This is a genomic window from Streptomyces sp. NPDC102514 (genome assembly GCF_055584525.1).
The window spans coordinates 299,757-314,788 of sequence record NZ_JBVJLW010000012.1; the positions used below are offsets into that span (position 1 = coordinate 299,757).

The following is a 15,032-nucleotide window of genomic DNA, read 5'->3' on the forward strand; positions in this document are numbered from 1 at the left end:
AACGTGAGCGAGTGGCAGCGTTCTTCATTTTCCGGCGGAGGCGGCAACAACTGCGTCGAAGTCGCCACCACCGACGACGGCGTGGCACTCCGCGAGAGCGACAACCCGACCGAGGTCCTTATAACGGGTCGAAATGCGCTGCTGTCGCTCATACGCGGAGTGAGCGCGGGCACCATACCGTCGGGCGAGTCAGGCTGCTGAGTCGTACGTTTGGTAGTGGCCGAGAAGGTCTTCGACAACTGCTTGCTGGATCGTTCTTACCTTCGCAATCTGATTTTCCATCGCCGCGATTCGAGTACGCACCGAGCGGATGGGGGCGAGGAGCCGTTTTTGCTCTTCAACCTCCGGCAGAGGAACCGGCATTGCCTTCACCTGGGTCGAGTTGATCGAAGCAAGATTTGTTGTCTGCTTTCCGACCATCTGGAAGTAAGCCCGCCCGGCGGGCGATGCCGCATAGAGCGCCAGAAAATCGGAGAGCATCCGATCACCGCAGCGGACACGGAAGACATGGTTCTGGTGTAGACAAGGTTCGATACGCCCGTCCCAGACGGCTCCCCGACCAAGCTTGTCGAGATCGCCGCCTTCCGTGAGGAGCAGGTCACCCTTCTGCAATGCGAACCGTTCACGTTGAGATCGGAGAATACGTACCCGCTTGACCTCATTGGTGTCGATACGGCCGTCCAGTACGTTGGCCACGCGCAGGTACGGCACCTCAATGGTCCCGTCACCGACTGGCTCTGATCCAAGAGTGACGCCGGCCGCGACAGTTGCCACATCTTCAAGGGGTACACGTTCCCAAGTCGTGCGGACCTCCCCCCTCAAGGCTTCGGCGGACAGCGCTCTTTCAGTAACCAAGAGCTTGACTCGTGCGCGCTCCAACCCTTCGATCCGCCGCTCAAACGCAGTATGCGCGTTGACGATACGACGTTGCCGAGCATGAGCGAACATCGGAAACGGAAGCTGTCCCAACAATTTGGAGTTTATTGTGTACAGCCCTGAACTTGTTGCACAGTGCGTCAGCCAGTAATTTTGCACCTGCACTGAATTGAGCCAGATGAGCGCAAATTTTGGCAACACTTTATCGAAACGCAAACGAAAAAGATGGTTCTGATACAAAAATCCAACGCACTCTTGCTCGATAATAGCACAGCGGCCGATCTGACCTGGGTCCGCATGCCCTTCAACCAAAAGAATGTCATCCCGACGCAGCTCGTATCGAGGTCGATCACTCGAATGAGTCTCGACGCTTGAAATATCGGAAACGTCAAGCCGACCCCGTCGGACATTTGCCACGCGGAGATAGCTAGCCGTTCGCTTTTGAGAGACACGGCTCCGATCTAGGGTAATTCCGGCTGCAATTGACTGAGCCGCAGCCGACAAGGGCTTAAATGGGATTTCCAAAGACCGCAACTCACTCTGCATAACCCAACTCCTCCAGCCACCCCGTCAACTCTGCCTGCGCCCCCGCGCTCTCCCGTTCCAGCTCGGCGAGCGAGACCGCATACTTCTCCGTCCACCGACGGAAAGCCGCCACCAGCTCGCGCCGGCCAACGGCAACTGCCGAGTCCAGCCGCGCCGACAGGCTCTCGTTCAGGATCGCCAGAACGACCTCACGCGTACGTTCCTCATCCGCCAGCGCCACCTCCGCCGCCGCAAGAAGCTGCGGCACGAAGCGGTCATCCAGTGCCTTGCGCTTCTTCGTAGCGGCGGCGCGCTCCTTCTTACGGGCCGCCAGCTCCCCCTTCAGACGCGCCAACTCCTCGGGGGAAACCGGCTCGACAACAACTTCAGCCGCCTCGCCGTCCCCGCTGTCCTCAGCGTCCTCCGGATCCTCCGCGCTCTCCGTGTCCGGCGGCGTCGCCGCCGCCAGCGCCTCCGTCGCCTCCTTGAACGCCGCGTCGGCCACCGCCGACGCGGACTCGGCCGCCGCGTACGCCGTCAGGAAGTCCGGCAGCAGCAGGCGTACGACGGGCCGGTCCATGGCCGTCCGGCGATCCGCCGCCGTCACCGTCGCGCGCCGGGCCGTCCCCGTGGAGCCGGCGGCCGGTGTCACGATCGCCTCCGTGGAGTCGACCCAGCCCTCCAGGACCCGCCTGAACCCGCCGTCACCCAGCGCCTTCATGTCGTACCGGGACTCCGTCCACCAGTCGGCGACGATGCCCGCCGTGCGGTAGCGGTCCAGCACACCCACGCTTCCGATGGCCCCTGCGAAGCCGTCGAGCAGGCCGGTCCGCAGGTGCATCAGCCGGCGAGGGCCGTCCTTGGCCAGCTGGACGAACAGCTCCTGACCATCGGCCCACCACGCCTTGTACGCCTCCCGCAGGGTCGTCTCCCGCTCGGCGGCCAGTACGGGAATGCGGGCCGCGCTCGTCTCCGGGCCCTCCGGCAGGAAGTCGTAGTACGCGGGGTCACCCTCGCGTGGAGCGAAGAGCGAAGTGGCGTCGACACCGTACGCGTCGAACAAGTCCTTCTTCGCGGCGACTTCGGCGACCGGGACACCGCCATACAGATGCGCGCGTACGTCGTGCGGCTCTGCCGGCGGGGAGTTGTCCACCCAGCGGCGGATGTTGAGGTTGGCCTCGGCGGCGAGCAGCACATCGCGGTCCACGAAGGCCGAGTAACCCGGCACCTCACGACCCGCCTGGAAGACGTCGACGATCTTCTCGACGTGCTCCGGGCCGAGTTCGTTCTGGTTGCGACCCGGTGTGAAGTCACGGTCCGCGTTGATGAAGAGGACCTTCTTCTCACGCTTCGGGGACTTGCGGTGCGGGCGGCGCAGGATCAGGATGCACGCTGGGACCCCGACCCCGTAGAAGAGGTTCGGGCCGATGCCGACGACCGCCTCCACGCAGTCGTCGTGCAGCAGCTCCATCCGAATGTCGCGTTCCTTGCCGCCCCGGAAGAGCACGCCGTGCGGCATGACGACCGCGACGACCCCCTTCTCCTCCACCACGCCCAGCATGTGCGAGGCGAACATCAGGTCCGCCTTCTTGCCCTTCTCCGGCGCCCAGCCCCACTTCATACGGGTACCGTGCCGCGCCTCGGCCGCTTCTACCGCCGGACGGTCGTAGAGCTGGGAGAACGGCGGATTCGAGAGGATCTTGGTGAAGGTGCGGAGCCGGCCGGTGGCGGGGTCGATGTGCAGCGGCTCGGTGAGAGTGTCGCCGTGCCGGAGGTCGAAGTCGCGGATGCCGTGCAGCACCATGTTCATGCTGGCCATCGACCAGGACTCGGGCCGCAGGTCCTGCCCGTTGACGCCCAGCTCCTCCGGTTTGCCGCCGTGCTCCTCCACGTACTCCTTGGCGGCGATGAGCATGCCGCCCGACCCCATGCACGGGTCGTAGACGGTCTCCGTGGGCTGCGGGTCGACCAGGCGGACCATCATGCGTACCACGGAGCGCGGTGTGTAGAACTCGCCGCCGCTCTGGCCCGCACTGTCGGCGAAGCGCTCCAGCAGGTACTCGTACGCGGCGCCCAGCATGTCGGGGAACTCGAAGTCGTCGTTGCGCAGCCGGTACACGCTGAAGTGCCGGATCAGGGAACGCAGTTCGGGAGTGGTGAAGCGGGAGCGGTTGCCGATCTGCGCGTTGAAGGTGATGTGGGACGTGACTCCGGCGAGAAGACTGTTGCCTCCCTCCAGAGCCGCCAGCGCCTCGTCGAGCCGCTCGCCGACGCGTTCGGTGAGTTCCGAGATGCCGGGCGCGAAGCCGTCGGGGAGTTCAGTGTCCCGGTGCGGGCCCGCCCACCAGCGGGCGCGCGGCGGCACGTAGTAGACGCGGTCGTACGAATCCGGGTCGTCCGCCCGCTTGCGGGCCCGTTCCTCGTCACCGGTGGACGCCAGTGCCTCCGCGTGCACCCGCTCGTACTCTGGCTGGAACTCGTCCGAGCAGCGTTTCAGGAACAGCATCCCGAAGATGTAGTCCCGGTAGTCGGAGGGCTCCATGCGCCCGCGCAGGATGTCGGCGGCGGCGAACAGATGCCGCTCCAGTTCGGGCAGGGTGAGTCGGGCCACGCGTCGTCCTTCGTGTGACGGAGATCCAGGGGCGCCCGGGGTTCCCGCCCGGAGCGCCCTGGAAGCCTAGACGTCCGGCGGACCGGGAGGAAACGAAACGCGAGCGCGCCACGAACACTCCCGGCCATCTCGACGACGGCGGCTCCGATCGGCTCCTCCGGTCAGGCCTCGGTGATCCCGAGACTGGCCAGGAGCCGCCACACATCGGTCGACGGGTCCCGGTCCAGCACCTGGCACCCAGGCGCATGCCCGGACCGGGCCGCCCAGCGCTCAGGGGGCTTGGGCGCCGGGGGTAGGGGAACCTCGTCGTCGTAACGCTGCCTGGGCGGAACGATCTTGGCCTGCGCGGCTTTGCACGCGCCGTGCTCGCACTGGGCCAGGAGGATCTTGGCGTTGGTGATCGCCTGGTCCGCCTTGTCCTTCAGGGCCTCGGCACGCGGCCCCTTGATGCTCTTGTCGTTGCGCTTGTCGAAGTTCTTGAACGCGGGATGGGCTTTTCGCAGCTTCTCGTGCACGACGTCGCTGCTGCCGCTCTGCGCGCTGCCGAAGGACTGGAAGTGCAGGAGCAGCCACAGGTCGAAGGAGGGGTGCGAGAAGCACAGCTCGACACCATTGGCGGCGGCCTCGGCGACGGCTTGCGGGATCTTGGTGTGCTGGTCCCGGTCGAAGAGCGCCCATGCCTCGTCCTCGGCGGCCCTGGCCTTGACGGCCTCCACCACTTCTTCGGGCTTGAGCCCGTTCTTCTTCTTGACCGTGTGGATGACGAACGGCTGCTGCCCGGTGCGTTCGCCGTTCCCGAAGCGGTCCTGGAGGTATCTCAGGTAGTCCGGCTCCGTCGACTCGCCTTCGCAGGCCACGTACAGGACACGCTGGCGACGCGTGGCAGAGGGTGACGCGGGCGGAGCCGCCGGCATCAGGGGCTTCTCCTCGCGCCGGTCACGCCTGCGCTTCCTGCGCTTTCCGCCGCTACCGCTCTCCTCCCAGCCTTGCTGCCCCCCGTGGCTGTGATGACTGTCCCTGTCCGTCCCGACGCTGTCGCCGTCGGGGTGCCCTCCGTGTGCCGTGCCCCGCCTGGTCACGCTGAAGCCTTCGCCTCCCGCTCGCGTTCCTTCTCCTGCTCCCGCCAGGACAGCTCACGAGCCATGTCACCCGCGCCGATCCGTGGGACGCCGCCGTACCTGCCTCGCAGATAGCCGCGTTCCAGGTTCTCCCCGGGGCCCGGGTCGACCTCCGTCAGGCGGTACAGCTCCGTCTCGCCCGACGCGCGCTTCGCGGTGAGCCACACCTGGTCGCGACCGAGGGGGCGCTCCAGGACCTCGCTGCCGAGCAGCGTCGCGTCGTGAGTGGTGAAGACCAGCTGTGCGTCACGTGGGTTCGCCTGCGGGTCCTGGAAGAGACGTACGACCTCGGCCGCGAGGGCGGGGTGGAGGCTTGAGTCCAGTTCGTCCACCAGCAGGACCGAGCCCTTGTCGAGCACGTGCAGCATCGGGCCGAGGAAGGCGAACCAGCTGTGCGTGCCGAGCGATTCCTCGCTCTCGAAGTCGAGCGGCGTCTCGTCGCCGGTCGAAGCGCGGTGGCGCAGGGCCACCTCACCCGTCTCCCGGTCGATGTCCACGCCCGTCAGACCGAGGTCGGCGATGGCCAGGAGCTGCGCCAGGCGCTCGGCGTACTCCTTCGGTTCGGAGTGCGTACGCGCCCTCGGTTCGGAGTGCGTTCGTGTCTTCGTTGCGGCGAGCGAGTCGGCGAGGAGGCGTCGGGTCCAGTTCGTCCGGGCGGCGACGTCCTGGCCCGGGGTCACCAGCCACATGTTGTCCAGGAACCACCGATGGATCGCGGAGAGCTGAGGGTCGTTCAGAGCGGCTGCCGTGGACAGGAACAGGGCGTTCGGGCGAGTGAAGCCGATCAGGTCGTCACGCTTCCCCCGGAAGCCCTCCGCGTCGAAGACGTACTCACCGCCGTCGTCCGGCGAGCGGCCCGCCTCCCGGTCGAACCACACGACCCGCTCCCCGTCCGGGTACGCGTACAGCCACTCCGCCTCGACCCGCTCGTCCGACAGCTCGTAGCCGTAGGTGTAACGGACCTTGCGCTTACCCAGCGCCAGATCGATCTCGAAGACCGACGTCTCCTCACGGGCCTCGGGATCCAGCTTGAACGGTTCGCGCGGCACCCCGGACAGCTTCGTCCACTCCGCGAACGACTCACGTACGGCCTTGCGCATGAGGTACATGGCGCTCAGGAGATTGGACTTCCCGGAAGCGTTGGCACCGAAGACACCGACGACAGGTTCGACCGACACCTCGTCGTCGCCCTGCCGCAGTCCGCTGCCCCGGGCGGCACCGTCGTCGTAGTCCTTGGTGCCGACCAACGACAGCTCGCACTCGTCACGGATCGACCGGTGGTTGGCCACCCTGAAGCGCAGCAGCACCGTCGACCTCCAGCGGGACGGGTGGGACACCCGTCGTTCATGTGCTCGTGTGCGGCCATCCGGAAAGGGCGGTATTGACCGTGCGGACGCTCCGCGGCAGCAGCCTATGACGACTACGGGCGCGCAGCCACCCCCGGACGATCACACGGACGCCGTCGCCGCCCTCTCCGTAGTAGCGATCGTCGCCGAGCCCACCACTCGCGTGTCGGCGTACAGGACGATCGCCTGGCCGGGGGCCACTCCGCGGACCGGGTCCGTGAAGGTGACCTCCAGGGTGCCGTCCACCAGTTCCGCGCGGACCTCCGTCTCGCCGCCGTGGGCGCGGAGCTGGGCCGTGTACGTGCCGGGGGCGGTCGGGGCCGCGCCGCACCAGCGGGGCTTGATGGCCGTGAGCGCCGAGACGTCCAGGGCGGCCACCGGGCCCACCGTCACCGTGTTGTTCACCGGTGAGATGTCCAGGACGTAGCGCGGCTTGCCGTCGGCCGCCGGCGTGCCGATGCGCAGGCCCTTGCGCTGGCCGATGGTGAAGCCGTACGCGCCCTCGTGGCTGCCGACCACCGCGCCCGACTCGTCGACGATGTCGCCCTCCGCCTTGCCCAGGCGCTTCGACAGGAAGCCCTGGGTGTCGCCGTCGGCGATGAAGCAGATGTCGTGCGAGTCAGGCTTCTTGGCGACCGCCAGGCCCCGGCGCTCGGCCTCCGCCCGGATCTCGTCCTTCGTGGTGAGCGTGTCGCCGAGCGGGAACATCGCGTGGGCGAGCTGGCGGTCGTCCAGGACGCCGAGCACGTACGACTGGTCCTTCGCCATGTCGGACGCCCGGTGCAGCTCGCGTGTGCCGTCCTCGTTCACCAGCACCTTCGCGTAGTGGCCCGTGCAGACCGCGTCGAAGCCGAGGGCGAGGGCCTTGTCCAGCAGGGCCGCGAACTTGATCTTCTCGTTGCAGCGCAGGCAGGGATTGGGGGTGCGGCCGGCCTCGTACTCCGCGACGAAGTCGTCGACCACGTCCTCGCGGAAACGCTCGGCCAGGTCCCAGACGTAGAACGGGATGCCGATGACGTCCGCGGCCCGGCGGGCGTCGCGCGAATCCTCGATCGTGCAACAGCCACGCGCGCCCGTGCGGAACGATTGCGGGTTCGCCGAGAGGGCGAGATGCACACCGGTCACGTCGTGCCCGGCTTCCGCGGCACGGGCGGCGGCGACGGCGGAATCCACGCCACCGGACATGGCGGCCAGTACGCGGAGGGGGCGGGGGCGCTGCGAGGTCTCAGTCATAACCCCTCAAGGGTACGGGTCCCCGGGAACCGGAGCCCGCGAGTATCCGTTGACGATCACATGGGGGAGACGACGAATGACTCGGACCGGGGCATCTCGCGCCGCGCGCTGTTCATCGGCGGGGCCGCGGCCGCCGTGGGCACCGCCGTGCTGGCCCGGGACGAGCTGGGGCGTCTGTGGTGGCGTACGCCCGGCGTGGAGAAGCCCCGCAAGGAGGGCGAGGTCGACTTCGGGGGCGCGCGCTGGGTCGCCGCGTCCTCGGCGAACTGGCGGCGCGCGGACCGGCCCGACGACTTCGGCATAGACCGCGTGATCATCCATGTCACGCAGGGCAGCTTCAAGAGCGCCGTGAAGGTCTTCCAGGACCCCGGCCACGGCGCCGCCGCGCACTACATCGTCGGCAAGGACGGCCGCATCACCCAGATGATCCGCGAGCTGGACGTGGCGTTCCACGCGGGCAACCGCGAGTTCAACGAGCGCAGCGTCGGCATCGAGCACGAGGGCTTCGTCGACCGGCCGGAGGACTTCACGGACGCCATGTACGAGGCGTCCGCCCGGCTCACCGCGCGCATATGTGCCCGGTACGACATCTCCATCGACCGCGAGCACATCATCGGGCACGTCGAGGTGCCGGGCACCGACCACACCGATCCCGGGCCGCACTGGGACTGGGGCCGGTACATACCGCTCGTCCGCGCGGCCGCCAAGCGCGACGCCGAGCGGACCGCCGGTCCGAGTACGAGTCCGACTACGAGTCCGAGTGGAAGCGCGAGTGCGAGCGCAGCGACGGCCGCCCCGGCCGCCGGGCGTGACGCGTAACGCGTGCCCCGGCAAGCAGCCCTGACGTAGCGGCCCCGGAGAAGCCACCCCGGAGTAGCGGCCACACCCTGTCCTGTACCTCGCGGAGACTCCTGTCCGGCGGTCACACCGGCCGCTCGTTCGCCCCTCAAGGAGTCTGCGCGTGTTCTCCGTATTCGCCGACATCAACTGGCTCGCCGTCGTCATCGCGGCCGTCGCGTCGATCGTGCTCGCCGGCCTCTGGTTCGCCGTCGTGATCGCCAAGCCGTACGCCGTCGCCCTCGGCCGCGAAGGCGCGCCCGCGCCGGCCCAGACCGCGGTCACCGCCGCCGGTCCGCTGGTGTGCCTGACGGTCACCGTCCTGACCAGCGCCGTGCTCGTCGAGGCCCTCGACATCACCGGCCTCGGCGACGCCGTGGTCTTCGGACTCCTCGTCGGTGTCGGGTACCTCGGCGCGATGACCTTCCAGATCGCCATCAACCCGAACTTCCCGCGCCCGCTCTACTACGGCGTCCTGAACGCGCCGTTCTTCGTCGTCACGAGCGTGCTCACCAGCGTCATCCTTGTCGCGATGCGCTGACAGAGGGGGCGGACACGGACTAACTGAGACCCGCCGTCCGGGCCCTCTCCACCGCCGGGCCGATCGCCTTGCCCACGGCCTCCACGTCCGCCTCCGTCGATGTGTGGCCGAGGGAGAAGCGGAGGGTGCCGCGGGCCAGGTCCGGGTCCGTGCCGGTGGCGAGGAGGACGTGGCTGGGCTGGGCCACGCCCGCGGTGCACGCAGAGCCCGTGGAGCATTCGATGCCCTGGGCGTCGAGCAGCAGGAGCAGCGAGTCGCCCTCGCAGCCGGGGAACGTGAAGTGGGCGTTCGCCGGGAGGCGGCCCCCTTCCGCCGGGTCGCCGCCGAGGATCGCGTCCGGTACGGCCGCGCGGACCGCGTCGACCAGGTCGTCGCGCAGCGAGCCGATCTCGCGGTCGAACCACTCCCGCTGTTCGGCGGCGGTCCGGCCGGCCACGGCGAACGCGGCGACGGCCGGTACGTCCAGGGTGCCGGAGCGCACATGCCGTTCCTGGCCGCCGCCGTGCAGGACCGGCACGGGGCTGTACTCGCGGCCGAGCAGCAGCGCCCCGATGCCGTACGGGCCACCGATCTTGTGTCCCGAGACGGTCATCGCGGCGAGTCCCGAGGCGCCGAAGTCGACGGGGACCTGGCCGAAGGCCTGGACGGCGTCCGCGTGCAAGGGGATCTCGAACTCCCCCGCCACGTCCGCGAGTTCGCGTACCGGCATGATCGTGCCGATCTCGTTGTTCGCCCACATGACGGTCGCGAGGGCGACGTCGTCGGGGTTGCGGGCGATGGCCTCGCGCAGGGCGTCGGGGTGGACGCGGCCGTACCGGTCGACCGGGAGGTACTCGACCGTGGCGCCCTCGTGCTCGCCGAGCCAGTGGACGGCGTCGAGGACGGCGTGGTGTTCGACGGGGCTGGCCAGGATCCGGGTGCGGGCCGGGTCGGCGTCGCGGCGGGACCAGTACAGGCCCTTCACGGCGAGGTTGTCGGCCTCGGTGCCTCCGGAGGTGAAGACCACCTCGCTGGGGCGGGCGCCCAGGGATTCCGCCAGGGTCTCCCGGGACTCCTCGACCGTGCGGCGGGCGCGGCGGCCGGCCGCGTGCAGGGAGGAGGCGTTGCCCGTGACGGCGAACTGGGCGGTCATTGCCAGGGCCGCCTCCGGAAGCATGGGGGTGGTCGCGGCGTGGTCGAGGTATGCCATGGTGAGCCCGAGTCTAGAGCCCGCTCTCGACCGACTTGGTCAGGTGGGGGCTGTTTGCGCCCGGCCCACGGCTCGTACCGGGCCCAACCGGGCTCGGTCGGGCTCAGAAACTCCAGGACAGCGTGTTGTCCGCCGACATGAAGGCGACCAGGACCACGAGGTCGGCGACGCCCAGGCCGAGGCCCAGGAAGGCGCGTCCGCGGCGGGTGGTGCCCCGGAGGAGGGCCGTCGCGGCCAGGATGATCGAGACCGGGCCGAGGACGACGTTCAGCGCGAGCAGGCCGACCAGGCCGAGGATGAAGGACGCGACGGCCATGCCGTCGGCGTCACGGGTCGCGCTCCGGCGCCGCGGGGCGGCGGTGGCGTTGGTGAGTTCCATGAGTCTGCTCCCAGCAGGCAGTCGTACGTGGACGGGGGCGTGATGGTCCGGCGGGGTGCCGGCCGGGCGGCGGTTCAGCCCGAGGTCTCGCGGCGGCGGCCGTGGCGCTCGCGGATCGCGAAGACCATCAGCCAGACGCCGATGACCACGGCGGCCACCACGGTGAAGGAGAGCGGTGCGTGGGCCACGGTGCCCATCACGACGCCCAGCAGCAGGAGGGCTGCGACGAGGAACAGCATGAGTCGCCTCTCGTGACGATTCGGTGAACGATTCGGTGAACGATTGTGGTAACAGTTGTTCACTGACTTCAGAGTCTAGCGCGCCGGACGACTTTCCCCCCACGGAGAACAGTTGTTTACTGCATGGCATGAGTCACAGTCTTGGCGTCCGGCAGGCCCAGAAGCAGAAGACCCGACAGGCGTTCCTGGACGCCGCGTTGGGCCTGTTGGCGGAGCAGAGCCTCAGCAGCCTGGGCCTGCGCGAGGTCACCCGTGCCGTCGGCGTCGCCCCGACCGCCTTCTACCGGCACTTCCACTCGACCGCCGACCTCGGAGTCGCGCTGGTCGAGGAGGCGCTGGGCAGCCTGCACCCGATGATCTCCGGCACGGTCTCCACGGCCGGCGACAGCGACGAGCGCATAGACCGTGCCGTCGCCCTGATCGCCCGTCATGTGCGGGCCTATCCGGCGCACATCCGGTTCATCGCCCGGGAGCGCAACGGCGGGGTGCAGAAGGTCCGGGCCGCGATCGCGGAGCAGATGGACCGGTTCGCCGACGAGGTGCGGGCCGAACTGGCCAAGCAGGCCGAGTCGGACGGCTGGAGCGACGACGATCTGCTGATGCTCGCCGGACTGTACGTCGACCAGATGCTGATGACCGCCAGCGCCTTCCTGGAGTCGGACCCGGACGACCCGGCCGAGGAGGAACGGGTGGCCCGGGTGGCGAGGCGCCGGATGCGGCTGATCAGCATCGGCCGCCGCCACTGGCTGGGCTGACGCCCGGCCCCGCGTCACACACAGGGCGCGTACGACGGTCTCGTACGCGCCCTGAGCCCTGCGTTCCCGTACCTCTGGCCCCTACCTAGCCCTGCGCCTGCTGACTCTGCTGTGCCTGCCCCTGCTGCCCCTGGCCCTGCGGTCCGCCCCCACCCGGCCCGCAGCCACCGCCCTGGCCACCTCCCTGCCCGCCGGGGCCACCGCTCGGCGCGCCCGACGGCATTCCGGAGGGCGCGCCCGACGGAGCCTTCCCCGTGGCCGCGCCGGACGGTGCTCCCGATGGCACTCCTGAAGGCGTTCCCGAAGGCGCCCCGGACGGCATCCCCGTCGGGGCCCCGCTCGGCCGCCCCGACGCACCTCCGCCCGGCCCGCCCGACGGCGGCTGACAACTCGACTGGGCCGAGCCTCCGTTGCCGCTGTCCGACGAGGAGTCGCCCGAGCCGCAGGCCGTCAGCAGGAGTGGCGCGAGCGCCAGCAGGGCGACGGCGGGGACGTGACGTACACGCTTCATGAGAGCAACTCCGTTGGATGAAACCAATGAGATCAGTCTGAGAAACGCATGCAACCAACCGTCCATGGGCCCCGCTTGGGCCCGCGCTGTGCCCCGCCTGTGGTTAGGGCAAAGGACGCCCCAACTCCCCCGCCGGTGAAGCCTGCCGGTAGAGCTCCGTCACGGAGGCCGCCACCCGCGCCAGTTCCTCGCGCACCCCCGGCGGCGAAAGGACCTCCAGCCGGTCCCCGAAGGCGAGCAGCGGGCGCGCCTCCCCCACGACCCCGTACGCGAGCCGCGCCACGACCCACTCGCTCGTCCCGTCGTCCGCGGGCGGTTCGGTGAGTGTGCCGCCGTGCAGGCGCAGGAACAGGTCGAAGCGGTCGCGCCGCACCCGCACGGTCACGTCGATCCCGCCGGGCCGCTCCTCGACCTCGCGCCGCAACACCGCCCAGGCGTCGGCCAGTTCCACCCCGGGCCGCCGCCGCACCGGCGCGTCGGTGAGGCGGGCCGAGCGCACGCGGTCGGCGCGGAAGAGCCGGGGCCTGCCGCGCCGGTCGGCGACGAGGTACCAGACACCCGCCTTGGCGACGAGCCCGTACGGGTCCACGGTGTACGTACGCGGCTCGGTGTCGCCGCCGTGGCGGTAGCCCAGGCGCAGCCTGCGGTCGGCGAACACCGCGTCCTGGAGGGCTCCCAGCTCGACCGCGGCCCCGGCCCCCGGCCCGCCCTTCCAGCGCGTGGCGTCGACCAGGATGCGGCGGCTGGTCACCTCGGCGGCGGGCCGGTGCGGTTCGGGCAGCGCGGCCATCACCTTGCGCAGCGCGGAACCGAGGGCCGCGTCGAGGCCGAGCGCGGTGTGGGCGCCCCGCGCGGCCAGCACGAACAGGGCGCGCGACTCGTCGGCGGTGAGCCCGGTGACGTCCGTACGGAATCCGGCGAGCAGCTCGATCCCGCCGTGCCGCCCGCGTTCGGCGTAGACCGGGACGCCTGCGGCGGACAGCGCCTCGACGTCCCGGTAGATGGTCCGCACCGACACTTCGAGCCGCTCGGCGAGTTCGGGCGCGGGCACCCGGCCACGGGTCTGCAGCAGCAGAAGGATGGCCAGCAGCCGGTCGGACTTCACGCCCTCACTGTACGAAGACCGGGCCGGCTACGAAGATCGGCCGAGCCGCACCCGGGCCAGCTGGCGCGACTGGGCGACGAGCCGGTCCGCGCTGTCCCAGACCTCGGCGTCCTCCTCCAGGAAGCCGCCCGCGAGGTTGCGGGTGGTGATGGCGATCCGCAGGGGCCCCGGCGCCGGACGGCTGCGCACGTGCACGGTCAGCTCGACGGTGGGCACCCAGCCGGTGAGGCCGAGTTCGAAGGCGGTCGGCGGCAGCGCGTCCACCGCGAGGAGCAGCGACAGCGGGTCGGCGTCGCGGCCGTCGGCGAGGCCGAACCAGGCGCGCATCTCGCCCCGGCCGGACGGCGCTCCCAGGGCCCAGCCGAGCGTGCCCGGGTCGAGCTTGAGCATCAGCCGGTCGGCGATGGCGGAGCTGCCGGGGACGGGGGCGCCGCTGGGGCTGTCCGAGGCGCCGAAGCACTGGTCGATCGGTGGGATCGCGGGCGGCCTTGCGGTCGTACGGACGTCGTCGGGCAGGCCGTCGAGGTCCCCGTACGAGGCGAGGACGCGGATCCGCTCGACCTCGTGGCCCTCGTCGTCGTACTGGAAGAGGGACGCCTGGCCGGTGGAGAGGGTGCGGCCGGCGCGGACGATCTCGGTGCGCACGACCGCGGGGCCCGGCCGGGACGCCGTCAGGTAGTGCGCGGAGATCGTGAACGGGTCGGAGTGCGGCAGGGCGTCGGCGAGGGCGCGGCCCAGGACGGCGAGGAGGTAGCCGCCGTTGACGGCGCTGATGATCGTCCACCCGGCGGACAGGTCGATGTCGTAGACGCCGGGTTCGCGTCGGGTGACCGCGGTGTCGCGGTCGAACTCGCTGTCACCGATCCTGGCCCGCAGCGCGTGCGCGGAAGCTGCTTCTGGCATGGATGAACGGTACAACAGGTGATTACTAAGCGGTAGCTTTTCCTGTTTCGATCACATGAACTCGGACCGGCCCGCTCCGCCGCCCCTCCCCCCACACCCTCTGGCACCTCACTCCGGTACCTCCACCGCCGTCGAGCGCCGGTGCCATGCCCGGGGCGCGCGCCAGTGGTAGCGCATCGCGAGCAGCCGCAGCGCGAAGGCGGTGACGACCGCGAGCCCCGAGGTGAACGGGCTCAGCACGTCGTAGCGGATGCACAGGACGACCATCGTGGCGCCGACGATCGCGGGCACGGCGTACAGGTCGCGGTCCCAGCGCAGCAGCGACGGCACCTCGTTGGCGAGGACGTCCCGCAGCACACCGCCGCCGACGGCCGTGGCGAGGCCGAGGGTCGCGGAGGCGGTGAGGCCGAGCCCGTACTCGTACGCCTTCGTCGTGCCGGAGACGCAGAAGAGGCCGAGGCCGGCCGCGTCGAAGACGTTCACGCCGAGCTGGATCCGTTCCACCTCGGGGTGGAGGAAGAACACAAGCAGGGTGGCGAGGAGCGGGGTGAGGAAGTATCCGAGGTCCGTGAAGGCCGCGGGCGGCACCGCGCCGATGATCAGGTCCCGGAACAGGCCGCCGCCCAGCGCGGTGACCTCCGCGAGGACGGCCATGCCGAAGACGTCGAAGTTCTTGCGCACGGCCAGCAGCGCACCGGAGATCGCGAAGAAGAAGATGCCGACGAGTTCGAGCGTGTGCTGGACGGAGGGAGTGAAGAGTTGCTGGAGCACCTCTGTATTCTCACCCAGCACTGAGCCCCCGCCTTACATTGCAAGGCGGGGGCTCGGTGTTACGTGCCTTACTTACGGCACTTGCTTCTCTTA

General features: G+C 69.6%; 15 protein-coding genes. 4 read left to right on the forward strand and 11 right to left on the reverse strand.

What is annotated here, in order from left to right; all coding sequences use genetic code 11:
- The first annotated feature begins 3 nt into the window (after nucleotides 1-3).
- Entirely contained in the window at nucleotides 4-201 is a 198-nt protein-coding gene (locus ACZ60E_RS28815) for a DUF397 domain-containing protein (RefSeq protein WP_469444196.1), read from the forward strand.
- Here ACZ60E_RS28815 and ACZ60E_RS28820 read toward each other — a convergent pair.
- The 5 genes from ACZ60E_RS28820 to mnmA form a co-directional block, all read right to left on the reverse strand.
- Nucleotides 190-1,293, reverse strand: a complete 1,104-nt coding sequence (locus tag ACZ60E_RS28820; protein WP_469444198.1) for a restriction endonuclease subunit S — start codon at nucleotides 1,291-1,293, stop codon at nucleotides 190-192. The genes ACZ60E_RS28815 and ACZ60E_RS28820 overlap by 12 nt on opposite strands.
- Before the next feature lie 118 nt (nucleotides 1,294-1,411).
- Nucleotides 1,412-4,012, reverse strand: coding sequence for a type I restriction-modification system subunit M (locus ACZ60E_RS28825; protein ID WP_469444201.1), 2,601 nt, complete (start codon nucleotides 4,010-4,012; stop codon nucleotides 1,412-1,414).
- A 161-nt stretch (nucleotides 4,013-4,173) separates the two neighbouring features.
- A complete protein-coding gene (locus ACZ60E_RS28830) occupies nucleotides 4,174-4,926 on the reverse strand; it encodes an RloB family protein (protein WP_469444203.1) in 753 nt (250 codons plus the stop codon).
- Between the two features lie 161 nt (nucleotides 4,927-5,087).
- Nucleotides 5,088-6,467: an AAA family ATPase gene (locus ACZ60E_RS28835; protein ID WP_469444206.1), complete on the reverse strand. Its 1,380-nt coding sequence runs from the start codon at nucleotides 6,465-6,467 to the stop codon at nucleotides 5,088-5,090.
- 111 nt (nucleotides 6,468-6,578) lie between these two features.
- The gene (mnmA, locus tag ACZ60E_RS28840) at nucleotides 6,579-7,709 is read right to left on the reverse strand and encodes a tRNA 2-thiouridine(34) synthase MnmA (RefSeq protein WP_469444207.1); all 1,131 of its coding nucleotides are present in this window, start codon (nucleotides 7,707-7,709) and stop codon (nucleotides 6,579-6,581) included.
- Between the two features lie 60 nt (nucleotides 7,710-7,769).
- Here mnmA and ACZ60E_RS28845 point away from each other — a divergent pair, with 60 nt between their 5' ends.
- Together ACZ60E_RS28845 and ACZ60E_RS28850 are read left to right on the forward strand one after the other, a co-directional pair.
- The gene (locus tag ACZ60E_RS28845) at nucleotides 7,770-8,528 is read left to right on the forward strand and encodes an N-acetylmuramoyl-L-alanine amidase (RefSeq protein WP_469444209.1); all 759 of its coding nucleotides are present in this window, start codon (nucleotides 7,770-7,772) and stop codon (nucleotides 8,526-8,528) included.
- Between the two features lie 142 nt (nucleotides 8,529-8,670).
- Nucleotides 8,671-9,087 (forward strand): DUF1761 domain-containing protein, encoded by a 417-nt coding sequence (locus ACZ60E_RS28850; protein WP_384807628.1) that lies wholly within the window; start codon nucleotides 8,671-8,673, stop codon nucleotides 9,085-9,087.
- A gap of 19 nt (nucleotides 9,088-9,106) precedes the next feature.
- Here ACZ60E_RS28850 and ACZ60E_RS28855 read toward each other — a convergent pair whose 3' ends face one another.
- The 3 genes from ACZ60E_RS28855 to ACZ60E_RS28865 all read right to left on the reverse strand — a co-directional run bounded on the left by ACZ60E_RS28855 (nucleotide 9,107) and on the right by ACZ60E_RS28865 (nucleotide 10,894).
- Nucleotides 9,107-10,276, reverse strand: coding sequence for a cysteine desulfurase family protein (locus tag ACZ60E_RS28855; RefSeq protein WP_469444212.1), 1,170 nt, complete (start codon nucleotides 10,274-10,276; stop codon nucleotides 9,107-9,109).
- Nucleotides 10,277-10,379: 103 nt separating this feature from the next.
- The gene (locus tag ACZ60E_RS28860; RefSeq protein ID WP_384807632.1) at nucleotides 10,380-10,655 is read right to left on the reverse strand and encodes a DUF4190 domain-containing protein; all 276 of its coding nucleotides are present in this window, start codon (nucleotides 10,653-10,655) and stop codon (nucleotides 10,380-10,382) included.
- A gap of 74 nt (nucleotides 10,656-10,729) precedes the next feature.
- The gene (locus ACZ60E_RS28865; RefSeq protein WP_453794319.1) at nucleotides 10,730-10,894 is read right to left on the reverse strand and encodes a hypothetical protein; all 165 of its coding nucleotides are present in this window, start codon (nucleotides 10,892-10,894) and stop codon (nucleotides 10,730-10,732) included.
- Nucleotides 10,895-11,022: 128 nt separating this feature from the next.
- On the opposite strand from ACZ60E_RS28865, the gene ACZ60E_RS28870 reads away from it, so the two are divergent.
- Nucleotides 11,023-11,649, forward strand: a complete 627-nt coding sequence (locus ACZ60E_RS28870; RefSeq protein ID WP_384807635.1) for a TetR family transcriptional regulator — start codon at nucleotides 11,023-11,025, stop codon at nucleotides 11,647-11,649.
- Between the two features lie 614 nt (nucleotides 11,650-12,263).
- On the opposite strand, the gene ACZ60E_RS28875 is transcribed toward ACZ60E_RS28870, so the two are convergent.
- From ACZ60E_RS28875 to ACZ60E_RS28885, 3 genes are all read right to left on the reverse strand, one after another.
- Entirely contained in the window at nucleotides 12,264-13,265 is a 1,002-nt protein-coding gene (locus tag ACZ60E_RS28875; RefSeq protein ID WP_469444215.1) for a helix-turn-helix transcriptional regulator, read from the reverse strand.
- A 27-nt stretch (nucleotides 13,266-13,292) separates the two neighbouring features.
- Nucleotides 13,293-14,168: a thioesterase family protein gene (locus ACZ60E_RS28880; protein WP_469444217.1), complete on the reverse strand. Its 876-nt coding sequence runs from the start codon at nucleotides 14,166-14,168 to the stop codon at nucleotides 13,293-13,295.
- Nucleotides 14,169-14,276: 108 nt separating this feature from the next.
- On the reverse strand, nucleotides 14,277-14,939 hold the full coding sequence (locus ACZ60E_RS28885) for a trimeric intracellular cation channel family protein (RefSeq protein ID WP_384807640.1): 663 nt from the start codon (nucleotides 14,937-14,939) through the stop codon (nucleotides 14,277-14,279).
- Nucleotides 14,940-15,032: the final 93 nt, after the last annotated feature.